General features: G+C 60.9%; 12 protein-coding genes. 4 read left to right on the top strand and 8 right to left on the bottom strand.

All coding sequences use genetic code 11. The annotated features are described in order from the left end of the window. Nucleotides 1-209 precede the first annotated feature (209 nt). The gene (tkt, locus tag AC2JAJ_RS07125) at nt 210-2,282 is read right to left on the bottom strand and encodes a transketolase (RefSeq protein WP_501053429.1); all 2,073 of its coding nucleotides are present in this window, start codon (nt 2,280-2,282) and stop codon (nt 210-212) included. Nucleotides 2,283-2,406: 124 nt separating this feature from the next. On the opposite strand from tkt, the gene AC2JAJ_RS07120 reads away from it, so the two are divergent. After that, nucleotides 2,407-3,375, top strand: a complete 969-nt coding sequence (locus AC2JAJ_RS07120) for an IS481 family transposase (protein ID WP_486416363.1) — start codon at nt 2,407-2,409, stop codon at nt 3,373-3,375. Nucleotides 3,376-3,474: 99 nt separating this feature from the next. Here AC2JAJ_RS07120 and AC2JAJ_RS07115 read toward each other — a convergent pair whose 3' ends face one another. The 4 genes from AC2JAJ_RS07115 to AC2JAJ_RS07100 form a co-directional block, all read right to left on the bottom strand. Then, the gene (locus AC2JAJ_RS07115; protein ID WP_120693643.1) at nt 3,475-3,933 is read right to left on the bottom strand and encodes a ribose-5-phosphate isomerase; all 459 of its coding nucleotides are present in this window, start codon (nt 3,931-3,933) and stop codon (nt 3,475-3,477) included. A gap of 39 nt (nt 3,934-3,972) precedes the next feature. Then, nucleotides 3,973-5,697 (bottom strand): dihydroxyacetone kinase family protein, encoded by a 1,725-nt coding sequence (locus AC2JAJ_RS07110; protein ID WP_120693642.1) that lies wholly within the window; start codon nt 5,695-5,697, stop codon nt 3,973-3,975. 35 nt (nt 5,698-5,732) lie between these two features. After that, nucleotides 5,733-7,037 carry an RbtT/DalT/CsbX family MFS transporter gene (locus AC2JAJ_RS07105; RefSeq protein ID WP_120693641.1) on the bottom strand — a complete coding sequence of 435 codons (1,305 nt, stop codon included), beginning with the start codon at nt 7,035-7,037 and terminating at the stop codon, nt 5,733-5,735. Between the two features lie 79 nt (nt 7,038-7,116). Further along, nucleotides 7,117-8,244: a zinc-binding dehydrogenase gene (locus AC2JAJ_RS07100; protein WP_120693640.1), complete on the bottom strand. Its 1,128-nt coding sequence runs from the start codon at nt 8,242-8,244 to the stop codon at nt 7,117-7,119. A 169-nt stretch (nt 8,245-8,413) separates the two neighbouring features. Here AC2JAJ_RS07100 and AC2JAJ_RS07095 point away from each other — a divergent pair, with 169 nt between their 5' ends. Then, the gene (locus tag AC2JAJ_RS07095) at nt 8,414-9,382 is read left to right on the top strand and encodes a sugar-binding transcriptional regulator (protein ID WP_251421498.1); all 969 of its coding nucleotides are present in this window, start codon (nt 8,414-8,416) and stop codon (nt 9,380-9,382) included. Nucleotides 9,383-9,398: 16 nt separating this feature from the next. On the opposite strand, the gene AC2JAJ_RS07090 is transcribed toward AC2JAJ_RS07095, so the two are convergent. Further along, nucleotides 9,399-10,886 carry an FGGY-family carbohydrate kinase gene (locus tag AC2JAJ_RS07090; RefSeq protein ID WP_251421501.1) on the bottom strand — a complete coding sequence of 496 codons (1,488 nt, stop codon included), beginning with the start codon at nt 10,884-10,886 and terminating at the stop codon, nt 9,399-9,401. Nucleotides 10,887-11,110: 224 nt separating this feature from the next. Further along, the gene (locus AC2JAJ_RS07085; RefSeq protein WP_486416364.1) at nt 11,111-11,677 is read right to left on the bottom strand and encodes a recombinase family protein; all 567 of its coding nucleotides are present in this window, start codon (nt 11,675-11,677) and stop codon (nt 11,111-11,113) included. Between the two features lie 419 nt (nt 11,678-12,096). On the opposite strand from AC2JAJ_RS07085, the gene AC2JAJ_RS07080 reads away from it, so the two are divergent. Further along, the gene (locus AC2JAJ_RS07080; RefSeq protein WP_486416365.1) at nt 12,097-15,882 is read left to right on the top strand and encodes a YobI family P-loop NTPase; all 3,786 of its coding nucleotides are present in this window, start codon (nt 12,097-12,099) and stop codon (nt 15,880-15,882) included. 132 nt (nt 15,883-16,014) lie between these two features. Then, complete coding sequence (locus tag AC2JAJ_RS07075) at nt 16,015-16,317, top strand: DUF4193 domain-containing protein (RefSeq protein ID WP_486416366.1); 303 nt, start codon at nt 16,015-16,017, stop codon at nt 16,315-16,317. 306 nt (nt 16,318-16,623) lie between these two features. Here AC2JAJ_RS07075 and AC2JAJ_RS07070 read toward each other — a convergent pair whose 3' ends face one another. Next, entirely contained in the window at nt 16,624-17,139 is a 516-nt protein-coding gene (locus AC2JAJ_RS07070; RefSeq protein WP_486416367.1) for a hypothetical protein, read from the bottom strand. Nucleotides 17,140-17,241 lie beyond the last annotated feature (102 nt).

Below are 17,241 nucleotides of genomic sequence, written 5' to 3'. Positions count from 1 at the left end.
GGACCAGTTGCGATTGCCGTTGGTGGGGGAGAGCGCCGGGCTGTTCTGATCCCTGTCCCGTGACAGGTTCCTCGGTGCTGCTTTGGGCATGGGCCTACCCCCTTTTTGACGGGTCGGGTGGGATGGGTGGCGATGTCAGTTTCGGGCAGTATCATCCCGGGGGAGGGCTGCCCTGCAGTGCCTGCAGGGCAGCCCTGGTGACGTAGGTGTCAGGCCTGCAGGCGTGACAGGGAGTCTTTTGCCTCGGCGGTGACAGCTTCCGCGGTGATGCCGAATTCCTGGAACAGGCGCTTGTAATCGGCGGAGGCGCCGTAGTGCTCGAGGCTGATGGAGCGTCCGGCGTCGCCGACGAACTCCTTCCAGCCCAGGGCCAGACCGGCTTCGACCGAGACGCGGGCCTTGACCGCTGCCGGCAGGACTGCCTCGCGGTAGGCGGCGTCCTGCTTGTTGAACCACTCAACGCACGGCATGGACACCACGCGGGTGGCGATGCCCTCGGCCTGCAGCGCTTCGCGGGCCTGCACGGCGAGCTGGACTTCCGAGCCGGTGCCGATCAGGATCACCTGGGCGTCCACGGTCTGGCCGTCCTTGGACGCCTCGGCCAGTACGTAACCGCCCTTGGCCACACCTGCGGTGGATGCGAAGGTGTCGCCGGTGGCGTCGCCGTCGCCGCGCTCCCAGGTGGGGATGGTCTGGCGGGTCAGGACGATGCCTGCCGGGTTTTCGTGGTTGGCGAGCATGGCCTTCCATGCTGCCGCGACTTCGTTGGCGTCACCGGGACGGACGACGTCCAGGCCCGGGATGGCGCGCAGGGAGGCCAGCTGCTCCACCGGCTGGTGGGTGGGGCCGTCTTCGCCGAGGCCGATGGAGTCGTGCGTCCAGACGTACAGGGACGGGACACCCATGAGGGCACCGAGGCGGATGGCCGGGCGCTGGTAGTCGCTGAAGATCAGGAACGTGCCCGAGAACGCGCGGGTCTTGCCGTGCAGGGCGATGCCGTTCACGATCGAGGCGGCGGCGTGCTCGCGGATGCCGAAGTGCAGTACCCGGCCGTAGGGGTTGCCGGACCAGGCGTCCGTCTGCTTGGACGCGGGAACGAACGACGGCGAGCCTTCGATGGTGGTGTTGTTCGATTCCGCGAGGTCGGCCGAGCCGCCCCACAGTTCGGGCAGGACCGGGCCGAGTGCGTTCAGCACCTTGCCCGATGCGGCACGGGTGGAGACGTCCTTGCCGGCGGGGAAGACGGGCAGGGCTGCGTGGACGCCTTCGGGAAGTTCCTTGGCCTCGACACGCTCGAGCAGGGCAGCGGCCTCGGGGTTGGCGGACTGCCAGGCGTTGAAGGACTCTTCCCAGGCCTTGCGGGCGTGGGCGCCGCGGTCAACGACGGCGCGGGCGTGGGCCAGCACGTCCTCGTCCACCTCGAAGGACTTCTCCGGGTCGAAGCCCAGGACTTCCTTCAGGGCGGCGACTTCCTCCGAGCCCAGGGCAGAGCCGTGGATCTTGCCGGTGTTCTGCTTCTTGGGCGCCGGGTAGCCGATGATCGTGCGCAGCGAGACGATGGACGGCTTGGACGTTTCAGCCTTCGCTGCCAGCAGCGCCGAGTACAGCTCCTGGACGTCTTCCTTGTATTCGCCGGTCCGGGTCCAGTCCACGCGCTGGGTGTGCCAGCCGTAGGCCTCGTAGCGCTTCAGGACATCTTCGGTGAAGGCGATGTCGGTGTCGTCTTCGATGGAGATGTGGTTCTCATCGTAGACAACAACTAAGTTGCCCAGTTCCTGGTGGCCTGCAAGCGAGGAAGCCTCGGAAGTAACGCCTTCCTGCAGGTCGCCGTCGGACGCGATGACCCAGATGGTGTGGTCGAAGGGGCTGGTACCCGGAGCGGCGTCGGCGTCGAACAAGCCGCGCATCCGGCGCTGGGAGTACGCGAAGCCCACCGAAGACGCCAGGCCCTGGCCCAGCGGGCCCGTGGTGATTTCCACGCCGGCCGTGTGCTTGTACTCAGGGTGGCCCGGGGTCAGTGAACCCCAGGTGCGCAGCGCCTGCAGGTCCTTCAGTTGCAGGCCGTAGCCGGAAAGGAAGAGCTGGATGTACAGCGTCAGGGACGTGTGCCCGGGGGACAGGATGAACCGGTCACGGCCGATCCAGTCCGGGTCCCGCGGGTCGTGGCGCATCAGTTTCTGGAACAAGAGGTAGGCAGCCGGAGCCAGGCTCATCGCCGTTCCGGGGTGGCCATTGCCCACCTTCTCCACGGCGTCCGCAGCCAGGACGCGGATAGTGTCCACCGCGCGCCGGTCTAGGTGTATTGACCACGGAGGTTAGGAACATGCGGCGTGGTTAGGTGACAAAAAGAAGACCTCCAAGTGGAGTGGGGCTTGTCTAAGAGTCCGATCCACAAGGAGGTCTTCAATGTCCCATGCTAACGCGCTTCTGACGCCGAAGGGACGGCTCCGGCTGGCCCGGTGCATCGTCGATGACGGGTGGCCGCTGCGCCGTGCTGCTGAGCGATTCCAGGTGTCCGTGACGACCGCAGCGCGGTGGGCGGCCCGTTACCGGGAGCACGGGGAGCACGGGATGGGTGATCGCTCCAGCCGGCCCATCAACTCCCCGCGTCGGACCTCCACGCGGCGGGAGCGGCGGATCGTCGCGATCAGGGTCAACCGGCGCTGGGGCCCGGCACGGATCGGCTATCTGCTGGGCATTCACCCCTCCACGGTGCACCGGGTGCTGTCCCGGTTTGGGCTGGCGAGGCTGGCGTGGATGGACCGGGCCACGGGCCGGGTGGTTCGCCGGTACGAGCACCACAGCCCCGGGGACCTGGTCCACGTCGACATCAAGAAACTTGGACGGATCCCTGACGGCGGCGGACACCGCAGTGTCGGCAGGGCCGCCGGAAACCGGAACAAGACCGGTACCGCGGCGAACCGGAGACCGGGTCACGCCTTCTTGCACAACGCCGTCGATGATCACTCCAGGCTCGCCTACACGGAGATCCTGACCGATGAGAAAAAGGACACTGCGGCCGGATTCTGGGAACGCGCCAATGCCTACTTCGAGTCCCACGGGATCACTGTCAAACGGGTCCTGACCGATAACGGATCCTGCTACCGCTCCTACGCATTCAAAGACGCTCTGGGCCCGGACATCAAGCACAAACGCACCCGACCCTACAGGCCTCAGACAAACGGCAAAGTCGAGCGCTACAACCGCACCATGCTCGACGAATGGGCCTACGCCCGTCCCTACGCCTCAGAGGCCGAGCGTGTTGCCGCTTTCGCCGACTGGCTCCATCATTACAATCATCATCGAGGCCACACCTCACTCAACGGTCAGCCACCGGCCAGCCGCGTCACCAACCTCTCAGGTCAATACATCTAGGTCGGTCCAGGACAGTTCACCCGTCCGGGAATCGGATTCTTCAATTACAAGGCTCGGCACTGAAGGGCGCCCTCTCTACTGGCGTTCGTTGTTACTGAGTTAGTCTTCGTAGCCGCAGATCGCCGCGACCTTGTCTGCTGAGGCACTGCTTTCGTCGAAGGTGTAGCCGACCCATTCCTTCGTAAGGCGGCGGGCCAGCTCGAGTCCGATGACGCGCTGGCCCATGCATAGGACCTGCGCGTTGTTGCTCAGAATGGCACGTTCTACGGAAAACGAATCATGGGCGGTCACGGCCCGCACGCCTTTGACCTTGTTCGCCGCGATCGCTACGCCGAGGCCGGTGCCGCACACTAAAAGTGCCCGATCTGCCGCGCCATCAGCCACCATCCGGGCGGCCTGAACCGCTATGTGGGGGTATGCGGTATGCCCGTCGGCGGCTACGCCGACATCGAGGACGTCTGCTACGAGGCCATGAGCCTCCAGGTCGTTTTTGAGAGTCTCCTTGTAGTCAAAGCCTGCGTCGTCGCAACCGACAACAATTCTGAGTTTTCCAGTCATGGGAGGTTGATCCTTCGATCTAGGTTTTGGAGATGGAGGTCAGGAGGCCGTGGCGCTGACGGGCAGTTTGGCCAGCCCGCTCACCAGGAGCGCAAAGGAAGTTGCGCCGGCGTCGGGTGTGCCTAGGGACTTCTCAGCCAGAGGGCGGGCGCGGCCGAGCTTTGGCGTTAGCAGGGCGGTCATTTCCGCCTTTTGAGTAGCCACCGCTGCTGCCGCCCGCCACGCCGCAGCAAGAGGAGTTCTTCTTTCGATGCCTGCGCTGAGTTCTTCGACGAATGGCAGCATCGCGTCCACCAAGGTCTTGTCGCCGATGCTGGCGCGGCCCAGATCCAGGATTGCAGCGGAGAATGACCGCACTGCCGTGACGAGGTCCTTGTCAGTGTATGCGGTCCTGCTGTCTGTCAGGGACCGCCCGGCGGCCTCGAGAGCTGCTCCCCAAAGAACACCCGAGGTTCCGCCAGCGCGTTCCGCCCAGCTTTGACCGGCTGACTGCAAAAGCCATCCGGCCCCTGCGCCGCCGTCGTAGGCGATTCTCGCTGCGGCAAGTGCGGCATCGATGCCTTTCACCATGCCCCGGCCGTGGTCGCCGTCGCCGGCCACCGCATCGATTTCTCCGAGTCGGACCTCGTCAGCATGGAGAATTCGGGCCATGCTTTCCAAAGCATCGACGGTTTTCCCTGCAAGGAACCGTGCGGCTGGGGTTGCATCCGGAATCGTTTTGGATTCCTGGATTTCCTTGCTGCTGTCTTGAGCGAAACCACTGATCGCTGCAATGGGGGCTTTCTGCTTCCTGAAGGCAGGAGTGTAGGTGTCTGCGGTCCAAAACGTCTCGAGCTGTTCGTCCAGCCACATCAGTGTGAGTGAAACACCGCCCATATCCATGCTGGTCACGAGTTCCCCCACCTCTGGGTCGACTACTTCCAGGTCCGCTTCCCGTAGCAGCTTCGACACCGATCCCCAGAGGAGGAACAGCTCTTCGTATTTGGTAGTGCCGAGTCCGTTGAGGATCGCCGCTACTCGCTTGCCGGCACCACCGGGTGCGGCTTCCAGGAGGGAGTCCACCAGCAGGCGGGCGAGATCTGCTGCTGGCGGCATCTGCATGTCGCGGATGCCGGGCTCACCATGTATTCCGAGTCCCAGACCCAATTGGTTTTCTGCGACCGTAAAAAGCGGCCGGTCTGCCCCCGGCAGCGTGCAACCGGAAAATGCCACACCGATGGTCCTGGTGGTTGCGTTGGCGGTGCGCCCCGCCTGTTCAACACCGTCCAGGTCCAGCCCCGCGGCAGCTGCAGCACCGAGAACCTTAAAGACGGAGAAGTCTCCAGCGATCCCACGCCGTTTGTCTTCCTCGACGGCCGATGCGATGTCGTCAGTAACCACCACGATCCGGGTATCGATGCCTTCTTTGCGGAGGCGCTCCGCGGCGATTCCGAAATTCATGTTGTCCCCGGCGTAATTGCCGAACGTCAGGATGACCCCCCTGCCCTGATGCGCGGCCTTTGCCACCGAATAGACCTGGGCCGCCGAAGGCGATGTGAAGATGTTGCCGACGACAGCGCCCGTCGCGAAACCCTGCCCGACCAGACCTACGAAGGCCGGGTAGTGGCCGGAGCCGCCGCCGACGACCACCGCTACTTGGGGTTCGCCGGTACGCAGTGCCACTGCACCGCCAGGCACTCCGCGTAGCCGGTCCGCGTAAAGGTCAAGGAAGCCGGCGAACTGCTCCTCTGCGAATTCCGCGGGGTCGTTGAAAATCCTGGTCATGGTGTTGCTCCAAAAGCTCGAGATCTGGTGTGTTGTTAGTGGTGGCGGGTTCCGGCTGTGTCGGCCGGGACCCGCAGGAAGGTGGTGAGGATGAAAGCCACGCCGTAGAGCGCCACAAAGGCCCAAACCACGCCGGCGTTTCCGCCCCATGGCAGGACAGCGGCCACTACCGCTGCTCCGAGGAAGGCTGCCCCGCCGGCAGCTGTGGTGTACATGGCCATGGCAGCACCCTTGTGATCGGGAGTCAGCGCGGGCATGATAGCGCCCATCGGGACGAAGCCCGCCAGTAGGATTCCAAAGGCCACGCCAGCCAGGACGGACAGCCAGTAGCCCCAGTCCGAGCCCGGTTCCACGAGATGGGGAACGTACCACCAGGCCAGCAGTCCAACTGCTGAACCCACCACACCGAACCAGCGGACGGTGCGCTGCCATCCCCACTTGTCGCCGATGGCGCCGAAGAGGGCGTTGAAGGCGATGTTGGATGCGTAGACAATGACTGTCATCATCAACCACTGGGTCTGTGACCATCCCAATTCGCCGCCGATCACACTTGGCAGGATCACGAACATACCGTACTGGGGCGCGGTGTTGATGAGCCGGACGATGAAGCCCATGAGGATTTTGGGTTCGCGCGCCAGGAGGCGGATACCGCCGGAAAGGACTTCCGCTGTCGACTCCCCTGGGGGAGCGAGACGTTGGGTGCCCCGCTGCTCCTTGACGCCCAACCAAGCGATAAGGAAACCAAGGGTCACCAGACCGATCGAGGCGGCCATTGTCAGCGCTTCACCGGTCCGACCCCCGCCAAAGACCGGGATGAAGGTCAGCGCAAACAGCGAGCCAAAGGTGGGCAGCCCACCAGTGAACATGACGTAGAACCAGCCCACTGCAGTACCGTTGCTCTTCCTCGGGGCAACTGTGTTGATCCAGACGAGGAATGCGAAAGCAAAGAGCGGGTAGCCGAGCCCGCGGAGGAAGTAGCTGGCCATGATGCCGGCGGTGAAGCCCGCATTCAAACTAACCAGGAACAGCACCTCGAATAGGACCCAAGCTGCAAAGCCGAGCGCCATGACGCGCCGCGGACCGATCAGATCCGAAAGGGCACCGGACAGATAGGACGCGAGCGTGACGGCCACGCCGTACATGGTGATGATAGTGGGGGCCAGCATGGCCTGCCCGCCTAGCGCGCCAGCCATGTGGGGTGCAATGAAGTTCGATTCGACGCCGTTGCCGGTCATGAAGACCAGGACTCCGAGGAACCCCCAGCGGAGGGAGTGCGGAATGCCGATCCGGTCAAGCAGCCTTTCCCGCGAAGCTACAGCGGGCGTGGCAAATGTACTCATGGAAAACGCCTTTGTTTTGAGGGGCAGGTGTGGTTCAGCTTCCATGGGGGCTGCAGCGATGGCCCCCGGGCCGCTTGAGTTAGCGGGCGGAACCGGGAAGGATGGAGACTTTAACGGAGGCGCCGGTGGTGTCTCCTACGAGATCCAGCGCGTCCTGGAACCGGTCGAGGGGAAACTGGTGTGTGCAGATCTCATCCATCGGAAGGATGCCTGACTCGATCATCTTGATAGCAGCAGGCCAGCAGTGAGGCCCGAGGTGGGCGCCGCGGACATCCAGCTCCTTGTCATCGCTAATGATGGACCAGTCCACGGAAACGTCTGATCCGAAGACCGAGTACTCCACGTAAGTTCCGAGCTTGCGCAGCAAATTCAGGCCCTGGCCTACGGCCGAGGGATGGCCGGTTCCTTCTATGTAGACGTCCGCGCCGTAGCCGTCGGTCATATCCTTGACCAGCTTGACGGCGTCCTCGCGTCCCACATTGATGACGACGTCGGCACCGCACTTACGGGCAAGGTCCAATTTCGTGTCAGACATGTCCAAGGCAACCACCGTGAGTGGGCTCTTGGCTTTTGCTCCGGCAATCATGCCAAGGCCAATCGGGCCGCAGCCGGCAATTACCACAACGTCATTGAACTGGATGTTGGCGCGCTCTACCGCATGCAGGGAGCAGGACAGCGGTTCGGCGAACGCTGCGTGCTCCGGGGCGAGTTCCTTGGACACCTTGTGAGCTCTGGCGTTGGGCGGCACCACCAGGTATTCGGCCATGGCCCCGTTGTAGTTGCGGAAGCCGAACATGTCGTGCGGCCCGCACATCCAGTACTGGCCACGCTGGCAGTACCGGCACGCTTCGCAGGGCACGATCTGCTCGCAGGCGATCCTGTCGCCGAGTGTGAGCCCGTGATGGGCGAGGGCGGCCTCGCCGCCGCTAACGATGGTTCCTACGAACTCGTGGCCCGGTGTCACTTCCTTCTGTGCCCACGCGGGGCGGTTTTCATCGCCCCAGAACTTCGCTGCGCCGTGGTAGCACTTGAGGTCACTGGCGCAGACGCCAACCGCCTCAACTTTCATCAGCAACTCATCCTCAGCCGGGACCGGGGTTGCCACCTCCTCCAAGGTGTAGTTCTCCGGTCCGTGACAAATGACTGCTTGCATCGCTGCCGGTACTGCAACGTGCTTTTCCACTTCTTCTGCGTAAGTGCTTGACATGGTTCCCTCCTTGGAACGTGTGACGTGCGTCAATAACCCAAGCTTGACGACGTGCTGAACAAATGTCAAGAACAAAATTTCTGAGAGCGGCCGTTGTGAAATTTTGTTCTGGGACCGATTACTATTGAGGCATAGGCATCTGCTGTGGAATGGAGGAATGGGGGATCGCATGTCGGAAGCCGCACTCGCTCCGGTTGGTACGAGCAGTAAGTTTCCGCTGGAAACGATTTATCAGGCTGCCCGGATGTACTATGTCGAAGACGCAAACCAAGTTAAAATTGCCCAATCACTCGACGTCTCAAGACCTACAGTGAGCCGCCTGCTGGCCGAGGCACGCCGCATAGGCATGGTCCGCATTGAAGTGGTAGATCCCGCCGCGACGACATCTAAGTCGTTGGCCATCGAACTCGCCGATGCGTTATCGATCCAGCAGGTCTACTTGGCCGACGGAGATCAGTCGCGACGCCTCCGCGGGGGTCTGCTGCCCCTGGTCTTCGAGGCCATCTCCGACATGGCTCTTGCCCCCGGCGACGTCCTGCTCGCATCATCCGGACGCACAATCTACGAGCTCAGCCAAGCGCCGCTACCGAAGCTTCCAGGCGTAATCGTTGCCCCCTCCGTGGGGGGACAGACAGAGCCGGAGCCCTGGTACCAAACAAATGAAATTGCCCGTGCGATTGCCGAACACACAGGCGCCCAGCCCGCTTTTCTCTGGACCCAGGCTCTGCCCTCGCCGGAGATGCATGAGTTCCTTCAGCGGGACCCGGACTTCCAAAGGATTAAGCGGTTGTGGGAGTCAGCAAAGGGTGCGCTTCTCGGCATCGGCGCGCCTCCCACCACGCGAAGCTCGATTTCACGATTTATCCCGAAAGACGATGATTCGCTTTCTCGCGCAGTTGGGGATATCTGCTTGAACTTCTACGACGTCCACGGCAAGCAAATTGCCTTCCCTGGAAGTGACCGAATCGTCTCAACCTCCGAAGAGAACCTACGAGCCATCCCCCATACGGTCGGTGTGGCGGTTGGCGCCGAAAAGGCCACAAGCATAGTGGGTGCAGCACGCGCCGGATACTACCGCAAGCTGGTGACCGACTCGCATACAGCGAGGGCCGCCTTGGATTACATCAGAACAGCATAACCGGGGGCCATCCGGCCTACCACGTGGTGTCTTTCTCCTGCCACCGGGCCAGGAAGTGCATATGTTCGCGGTTGGCAGGATACAAGCTGAGGTACTGCTGGTAGAGGTCCTCATAGACAGCGCCGGTTCGAGGGTCTGGCTCCACAATCCGAGCAGTTTGCATCCAATCAGTGTCGGGGCCCACACAGCCGGTACCCACCGCCGCCATCAAGGCATCCCCGTAGCTCGCGCCTATCGTCACTTTCGGCACTATCTGAGGCCGTCCTGAAATATCGCTGACAATCTGTGCCCATAGCCCTGCTTTTAGCCCTCCACCAACGGCGAGAAGGCGCGTGATCGGTTCTCCCGCCTGCTCGACCAGATCCAGCATCTGCCGCAAACCATAAGAGATCCCTTCGAGCCCGGCACGGAGCAGGTGCCCGCGTCCATGCCGAAGGGTTAATCCAGTAATCATTCCGCGTGCGTCAGGGTCAAGGAGTGGCGTGCGTTCGCCGGCGAAATAAGGCAGCAAGAGAAGGCCCTCCGCTCCGGCTGGCGTCGCGGCTGCCTCAGAAAAAAGTTCTCCCATATCTGCTCCGCCGAAAAGGCGCTGCAGCCAAGTCAGCAGGCTTCCAGATGTGGCCATACCCCCGGACAGCGTAATGGAGCCAGGCTCCACGCCGGGAGCGACCCACAGCTTGGGATGACTTCGGAGCGCCTCGAGGCGTTGAACGAAAAACATGGTGGACCCGTACATCAGCATGGTGTCCCCTGCTCGGCGGACACCCGCACTGTATGCCTCCACCCAGGCGTCCACCGTTCCGGCACACACCGGTATCCCAACCGGGATCCCAGTCAACTCCTGCGCTCCCCGGGTGACCGTCCCTGCGACCTCGGCTGGCCACAATAGCCGTGGAAGGGGAAGATGACCGGCAACCGCCCGGGCGCGTTCAGTGATCCATTCGAGCCGGTGAATGTCGTAAAGGGGATCACACTGGCTGGCCGTGGGGTGGTCCAGGACGTACTCGCCTGTCAGCCGCTGAACCAAGAAGGAACTGCAGGAAAACCAATACCTGGCAGCAGAAAAGACGGCCGGCTCGTTCCTAGCAATCCAGCGGAGCTTCGGACCAACCGATTGTGACGACAGGTCTTTCCCCCCACTAGCAACGATCGCTGTTTTCCCCAACTCCTCGTTTAGGTCTCCTATGTCCTGGGTCGCCCTCGTGTCCACTCCATATAGAATCGCTGGCCGGAGTGGAGCAAAGTCCCCGTCGGTAACGACCAGACATGGTCCCATACCGCTGACGGCAACACCGAACACGCCCTTTGCGTCGTTACGGGCGAACAGCTCACCACAGAGCTGCTGAACCTCCGCCCACCAAGTTTCTTCAGCAAGCATCTCAGCCCAACCGGCGCGCGGCAGGGAGATCGTGTGGTGGACGATTGCGGTATCGATGATCGACCCGTCAGAAGTGACGAGAACGGCTTTGCTGCTACCCGTTCCTATATCGATTCCGAGGAACAACCGCCGTCACCTTCCCTAGGGCTCCAGCCCTCTTTCCCAGGCACCACCGGTGCCCCAAGCGCCATCCTATCCCCGGCACCAGACCCGGCCACTGCAGCGGGCGCATCCGCTGGCAACTCCTTTGCAGCCCAGCCCTGCCCGTTTTGAAACGCCGATAACGGATATTCTGTAAATCTAACGGCTGTGCGGTCCATGGCGATTTGACGGCCAGGCAGGGGAGCGGATCACTCAAACTTTGCGTTGCGGAGGTACTGGTAGACAGTCTCCCTGCTTATCCCGTAATCACGGGCAAGGAGTGCTTTCGGAACACCGGTGTTTGCGCGTTGAACGAGTTCGGCTGCCCGGTCGGGTGTGAGGGTCTTCTTCCGTCCTTTGTAGGCCCCGCGCTGCTTGGCCAGAGCGATGCCTTCCCGCTGGCGTTCCCTGATGAGGGAGCGTTCGAATTCGGCGAAGGCACCCATGACGGACAGCATGAGGTTGGCCATGGGGGAGTCCTCGCCGGTGAAGACCAGGCTCTCCTTGACGAACTCCACCCGCACACCTTTGCGCGTGAGGCCCTGCACAAGGGCCCGCAGGTCATCCAGGTTGCGGGCGAGCCGGTCCATACTGTGAACCACGACTGTGTCCCCGTCCCGGGCGAACCGCAGCAGTTCGGTCAGTTGTGGTCTGGCTGTGTCCCGGCCGGAGGCCTTGTCCGTGAAGACCCGCTCCAGTACCTGGCCTTCGAGCTGGCGTTTCTCATTCTGGTCAAGAGTGCTTACTCGGACGTACCCGATTCGTTGTCCTGCCACCGCCGCCTCCAACCATCGTCCTGTCAGGTTGAGTCTTAGGCTCCTCTCAAAAGAATGCCAGGACAAGGTGTCCAGGTCATCTGGGTGGGGTGTACCGCACATAGACAGGCGGTCATGATTGGGGCGCCGGCAACGATCGTCCTTGGAGAGTCACCCATTAGGAATAACCTGGGGGAGTGGGCCGACCAGTAACTCTTGGCCCGCCCCCGAAGGAGGCTGGGTGTGGGAGACGGCTAGTTTTCCTTGGCTTCTTCCAGGACCGCTTTCAGCAGGTTCTTTGCAATCCATGTCGGCAAGGTTCAAGGTCTACGCCTCTAGCTGGCTGTAGGAGGTGTGCAACCCCGGGAACATGGCGGGACGGCTGACGGCACAAGTGTCGTTATGAAAGAAGACATCTAAGTTCGGCCTACGATCACTGAATGACCAATGAGCCGCAGCAGCCCATCGACCAGCCTCGGACACGAGAGCCTTGGGCTTTCCGAACGTTTGCAATCGCGGCCACAGAAACAACGGTCTTGCTGCTGGAGAAGGCGCTGGACTGGTTACGCCAGCTCGGGAAGACGGATAACTCCACAGTCACACTATTGCCGTTGACTCCTCGCTACGATGCCGAGAAGCACGGCGTTTACTTTTATGCTCTTGAGCACGCCCTCGCATCTCGCACAGAGCCCGTTCTGAACGTAGCGCTCACGGGAAGCTACGGAGTGGGCAAGAGCAGTATCCTCGAGGAGCTCGCGCGACGTCATAGCCGCAAGGTCATCTCGATCTCGCTGTCGACGCTCGGATTTCCCGACGCACCGGACATGGAAGCATCGGCGGGGACGGATTCGACCACAAAGACGAACCGGATTCAGAAGGAGATCGTCAAACAACTGCTTTATAGCCAGGATCCGGTGAAGATGCCTGGTTCACGTTATCGGCGGATGACGCGATTCCGGTTCTTGCCGGAGCTCGGCCTTTCTGCATTGCTGTCAGTGCCTATCACCCTAGTCTTCTACCTGACCGGGTGGACGGAGTCGCTTTCGAAGCTCATTCCGCTGCCGGCCGAGTGGGCCCTGCTGATTCACGGTTTAGTCTTCACCACGGCAGTGTCGCTGACCATGGCGTTCCGATCTGTGTTTCACAACCGTATCCAAATTGACAAGATCACAGCTGGGTCGGCAACGATTTCTTTGTCAGCGAAGTCAACTACCTATTTCGATGAGTACCTCGACGAGATCGTCTATTTCTTTGAGATCATCAAGCGTGACATTGTCATCTTCGAGGACATCGACAGGTTTGACGACGCCCACATCTTCGAGACTCTGCGGTCCCTTAACGGCATCCTCAATGGCGCCCAGCAGCTCAAGCGCCGACGCATCCAATTCGTCTACGCCATCAAGGACAGCATCTTTGATGAGCTCGGCGCCCGGGGCGCGAAAGAAGAACTTGACGCTGCCAACAAGCAGCCCACAGCGCCGCGCCATGAGGATGCAGCGGAAGCTGAGGTTGCTCGCGCCAATCGTACGAAGTTCTTCGACCTAGTCATCCCAGTCGTACCGTTTATCACCCACCGGAGCGCACGCGACCTTATCGTCGACACGATGAAGGATATCGACTCCGACATATCTAATGACCTCATTGATATGGCAGCCCGCCATGTCGCAGACATGCGCCTTATCAAGAATGTCCGCAACGAGTTCGCGATCTTCAAAAGCCAGGTCATCGACACAGGCGATCTTGACCTCGAGCACGACAAGCTCTTCGCAATGATGCTCTACAAGAGCACGCATCTGTCCGACTTTGAACTCATCAAGCTCGGCAAGAGCAACATTGACAGGCTCTACCAAGATTCACGTGAGCTGGTTTCAACCAATATTTATGCATTGAGTACGAAAATCCGCCGTAACCGCGCGGCACGGTCGAAGGCCCGAGTAAGCGCCGAGCAAAGCACCATCCTCGGAGTCGCGCTCTTAAAGCTCATTAAGGTTAAATTGTGGGAGCTGCAAGGCCAACAAATTCAGTCGTTCGCACTTAACCAGAAGCCGGTTTCAGAGAGTGCTCTTAGTTCTGCAGGATTCTGGGACGAACTCGCAGCGTCAGACGGAAAACTATCCGTCACGTTTTACCATCCGAGCTGGGGGAATCGCACGCTCACCCTAACCCGAGCCGACATTGCGGACGAATTGGACGAACCGATCAGCAGCAAGGCCTGGGTGGAGGCGGAACAAGCACGCCTTGATGGCGAGATAAGGCAGGCTCTGTCCGACCGGGAGTTCCTCACACACGCAGACATGAGCACCCTAATGGGTCGGAACGAAACTCTGGAGCGAGACGGGAAAAGCCTAACGTTCGCACAACTGGCGCAGCAGCAACTCAAATCGGAACTCGCCGAGCAGCTCGTGGCGGCAGGCTACGTCGATCGAAACTTCACTTTATACACGTCAACCTTCCACGGTGAGCGAATCAGCGCTAACGCAACCAACTTCATGATGAAGAACATCGAGCCAAACGTGACCGATATGTTCTTCACTCTGACCGGTGACGACGTCGATGCCATCATTCACGAGAAGGGTCAGGCAATTCTCCGAGAGCGGTCGGCATACAACATCAGTGTCCTCGACCGACTCTTGTACGCAGCGCCCGAAGCCGCAGACATCCTCACAGGACAATTGAGGAAAAATGGCGACGCGGAGCGAGAGTTTCTCCTTGCCTACCTCGAGGGAGGCCAAAACCGAGAAGCCCTCGTCCGAGACCTTGCGGGAAAGTGGCCGAACCTGTTCACCCTGCTGATCACAGACGCGCAGTTCGACGAACAGACGGGCCAGCAGTTGGTAAACGCCGCACTTCTTTCACTCAGTAGCGATGTCGAGTATGTCTTCAACGCTGATACCCGAAACTACATTCTCGGCAGCTACGCCAAGCTCAGCGCATTTACCGATGACGACACGACTCAGGCACAGGCTTCCCGCATCGGCGCCCTCATCAAGATGGCAGGGATGAAACTTCCGCTGATCGGCCCGCTTGGCGAGAATGTTTTTACTGTAATCGTTGCGGAGGGGAGCTACGACCTCACCCGGGAAAACCTTCGCGCGGCACTCGCCTCTGAGCATGGCCTAAATCTCGACGCGATCGCGCAAGCTAGTCGCCCGATTTACAACCGGGTTCTCTCGGACCTTCCCGGCTACCTCGCTGCGCTCCACGAGAACGAATCCACCGTAGTCGGTGTCGATCTGTTCGTTGACACCATCAAGGATGTCAGCGAGGCCGCCGAAGACTACCTTCCAGATGTCATCGCAAGGGCCGCCGAAAATTGTCTCGTAACCGAGTTGGCCGACGTACCGCCAACATCATGGCCGTCACTTGCCAAAGGGCTACGCTTCCCGGCCACTTTCACGAACGTCCAAGCCTACATTCAGCAGCACGGAGTCGACTTAGCTCTCGCAGGAGTGCTTGAAAACGCCGGAAAAATCGACGCTAGGGATGGCGCCGAGGAGGCCACAAAGGTGGAGGTTGCCTTGGCTATCATGCGGGCCAAGAATGAGATCCCATCCGCACGTTTCCGAGCGCGACTTGCAGGCACGCTTCAGCTCGATGACTACATCCCCGCCTCGATGGTTCCCTCGGAGCCTGGTGGACTTATCGGTTACCTCATTGGTGAGAACGTCATCGCCGACGACTCCGATACTTTCGCCGCCATCAAGATGACCGACTCGGTTGGCCTCGTTTTAGCAATCAGCAAATCGCGGGATTTTGCGTCCTTTATGACACCCGCTCAGGTGACCCCACATGTCGCTACCATCATCAGCAGCAAGGTCGTTCCGGTTGCAGTAAAGGACGCCCTCGTCGACCGATTCGATGAGTTCACCGATGGTGCGTCGCGAGTTGCCTTGGCTGACGTCGCAACCTATGCATTGAAACGCGACAAAGTTCTCGCCTTTACCGATGTCGCACGCCTAGCCGATGAAGGAATCGAGGCAAGCATCGTGCTCCCGCTCTTGCAAACTCACCTTTCGTCCCTGACGCTCTCCCAGCTCGGCCCTGTCCTGAGCGCACTCGGCGGGAAGTATTCGGAACTCAGCGAAGCCAACGGCAAGCGTCCGTCAATCCCGAACACCGACAGCCACCAAGCTTTGGCCGATTATCTCCGCACGCAGGGAGTCGTCAGCTCAGTGGAGGACCGGGGGACCGAGCTTAGGGTCAACATGCGTAGGCGCCAGCCCTAGACCAATAGATCTTGCCCGTAGATCTTGGCTAAGGCAGTTGTCGTTGGAGCGTCGGAACAACGGTGCAACCGTGCACGTTGCAGTGTCGTCAGAAAAGCACCACACCAAGCGAAAGAATCGAGAAGCACCTTCGTGGCAACCGATTACGACGAAGTCCGTTCCGACGTCAAGGAGTCTCAGGACAGCTCCCTGGAGGCCCTGAAGTCCGCCAGCGCCCCGGACGCCCGCAGCGTCGTCACCGAACTCGATGAAGCAGATGCCCTCGACGAGGGGCTGACCCCGGGCGGGGAAATCGTCTCCGAGGAACTCGTTGTCCAGGTCATCCCGCAAGGCAAGGATGAATTCACCTGTTCATCCTGCTTCCTCGTCCGGCACCGGTCCCAGCTGGCCCGGGAGAGCAACGGCCAGTCGTACTGCGTCGAGTGCGAGGGCTGACAGTCTCAAAGCCGGTTAGAGGCCGCCGGTCACACCTACATGGGGAAGGGGACAATCTTGCATCTGATGCAATACGCAGGGTTCAGCTTTACATAAGACCAATTATCGGCTCTTAACCACCGGAGTAGAAGTAGCTGCGAGAATGCCCGGCCGTTGGCCGTATTGGATGTTCCCGCATGTCAGAAGCGGCATTGCTTCGAAGCGCACCGCGTCGAAACTCCCCGGGTTTGCCGCCCTAAGCGCCTAAAGCTATAGGTTTCCTGGTATCTAATGCGCGACGACACGCCTGTTGTCACCGTCCATGACTCAGCAGTCGTCGACGATCTTGCCGACCACGCCTCCGATAGCGGCGCCCACAGCGGCTCCGCCCGCACCTCCAAAGTAACCACCGATGACTGCGCCAGCACCGGCGAGGGTGCCTTGCCAGTTACCGCCCGACTTTTTGAAGACCACCATCGACCCGCCCGGTTCGCCGCCATCGCCGGACACGTAGGACCCGACCGCGCCGGAAGCATAGGCGAGAGCAACCGGACTCGCGTTTCCTTTGACCAGGAGCTCCTCATACGCCTTCTTGACTTCCTGATATGCCTTTTCAGCGTCGTGCTTCCCGGCAGTCGCGGCGTGGCCGAGCTCGCAAATATGGCTCAGGACAGGCAACTCCTTTTCGGTGATGAAATTGAGCTCATGAAGCTTGGCCAGCACAATTTTGTCGGCTTTGAGGCGGTCGCCACCGGCCTCGGCCATGATTCGTTTAACTTCCCTGGACACGGCGCTTTGCATCTCGTAGACGCCGATTCCGCTAAAGGATTCCAAGCTGCTCATTGGAAACGCCCTCCTGTTCGATGATCAACTTCCGTCATGCAGGCAACCAACATCGGGACCTCACCCCCCAACCGCGGTTTGAGCCAGCCGCTCGGCCCCATC

It is taken from the genome of Arthrobacter sp. MOO21, from assembly GCF_057369995.2.
This window is presented reverse-complemented; position numbering and strand designations above follow the sequence as displayed.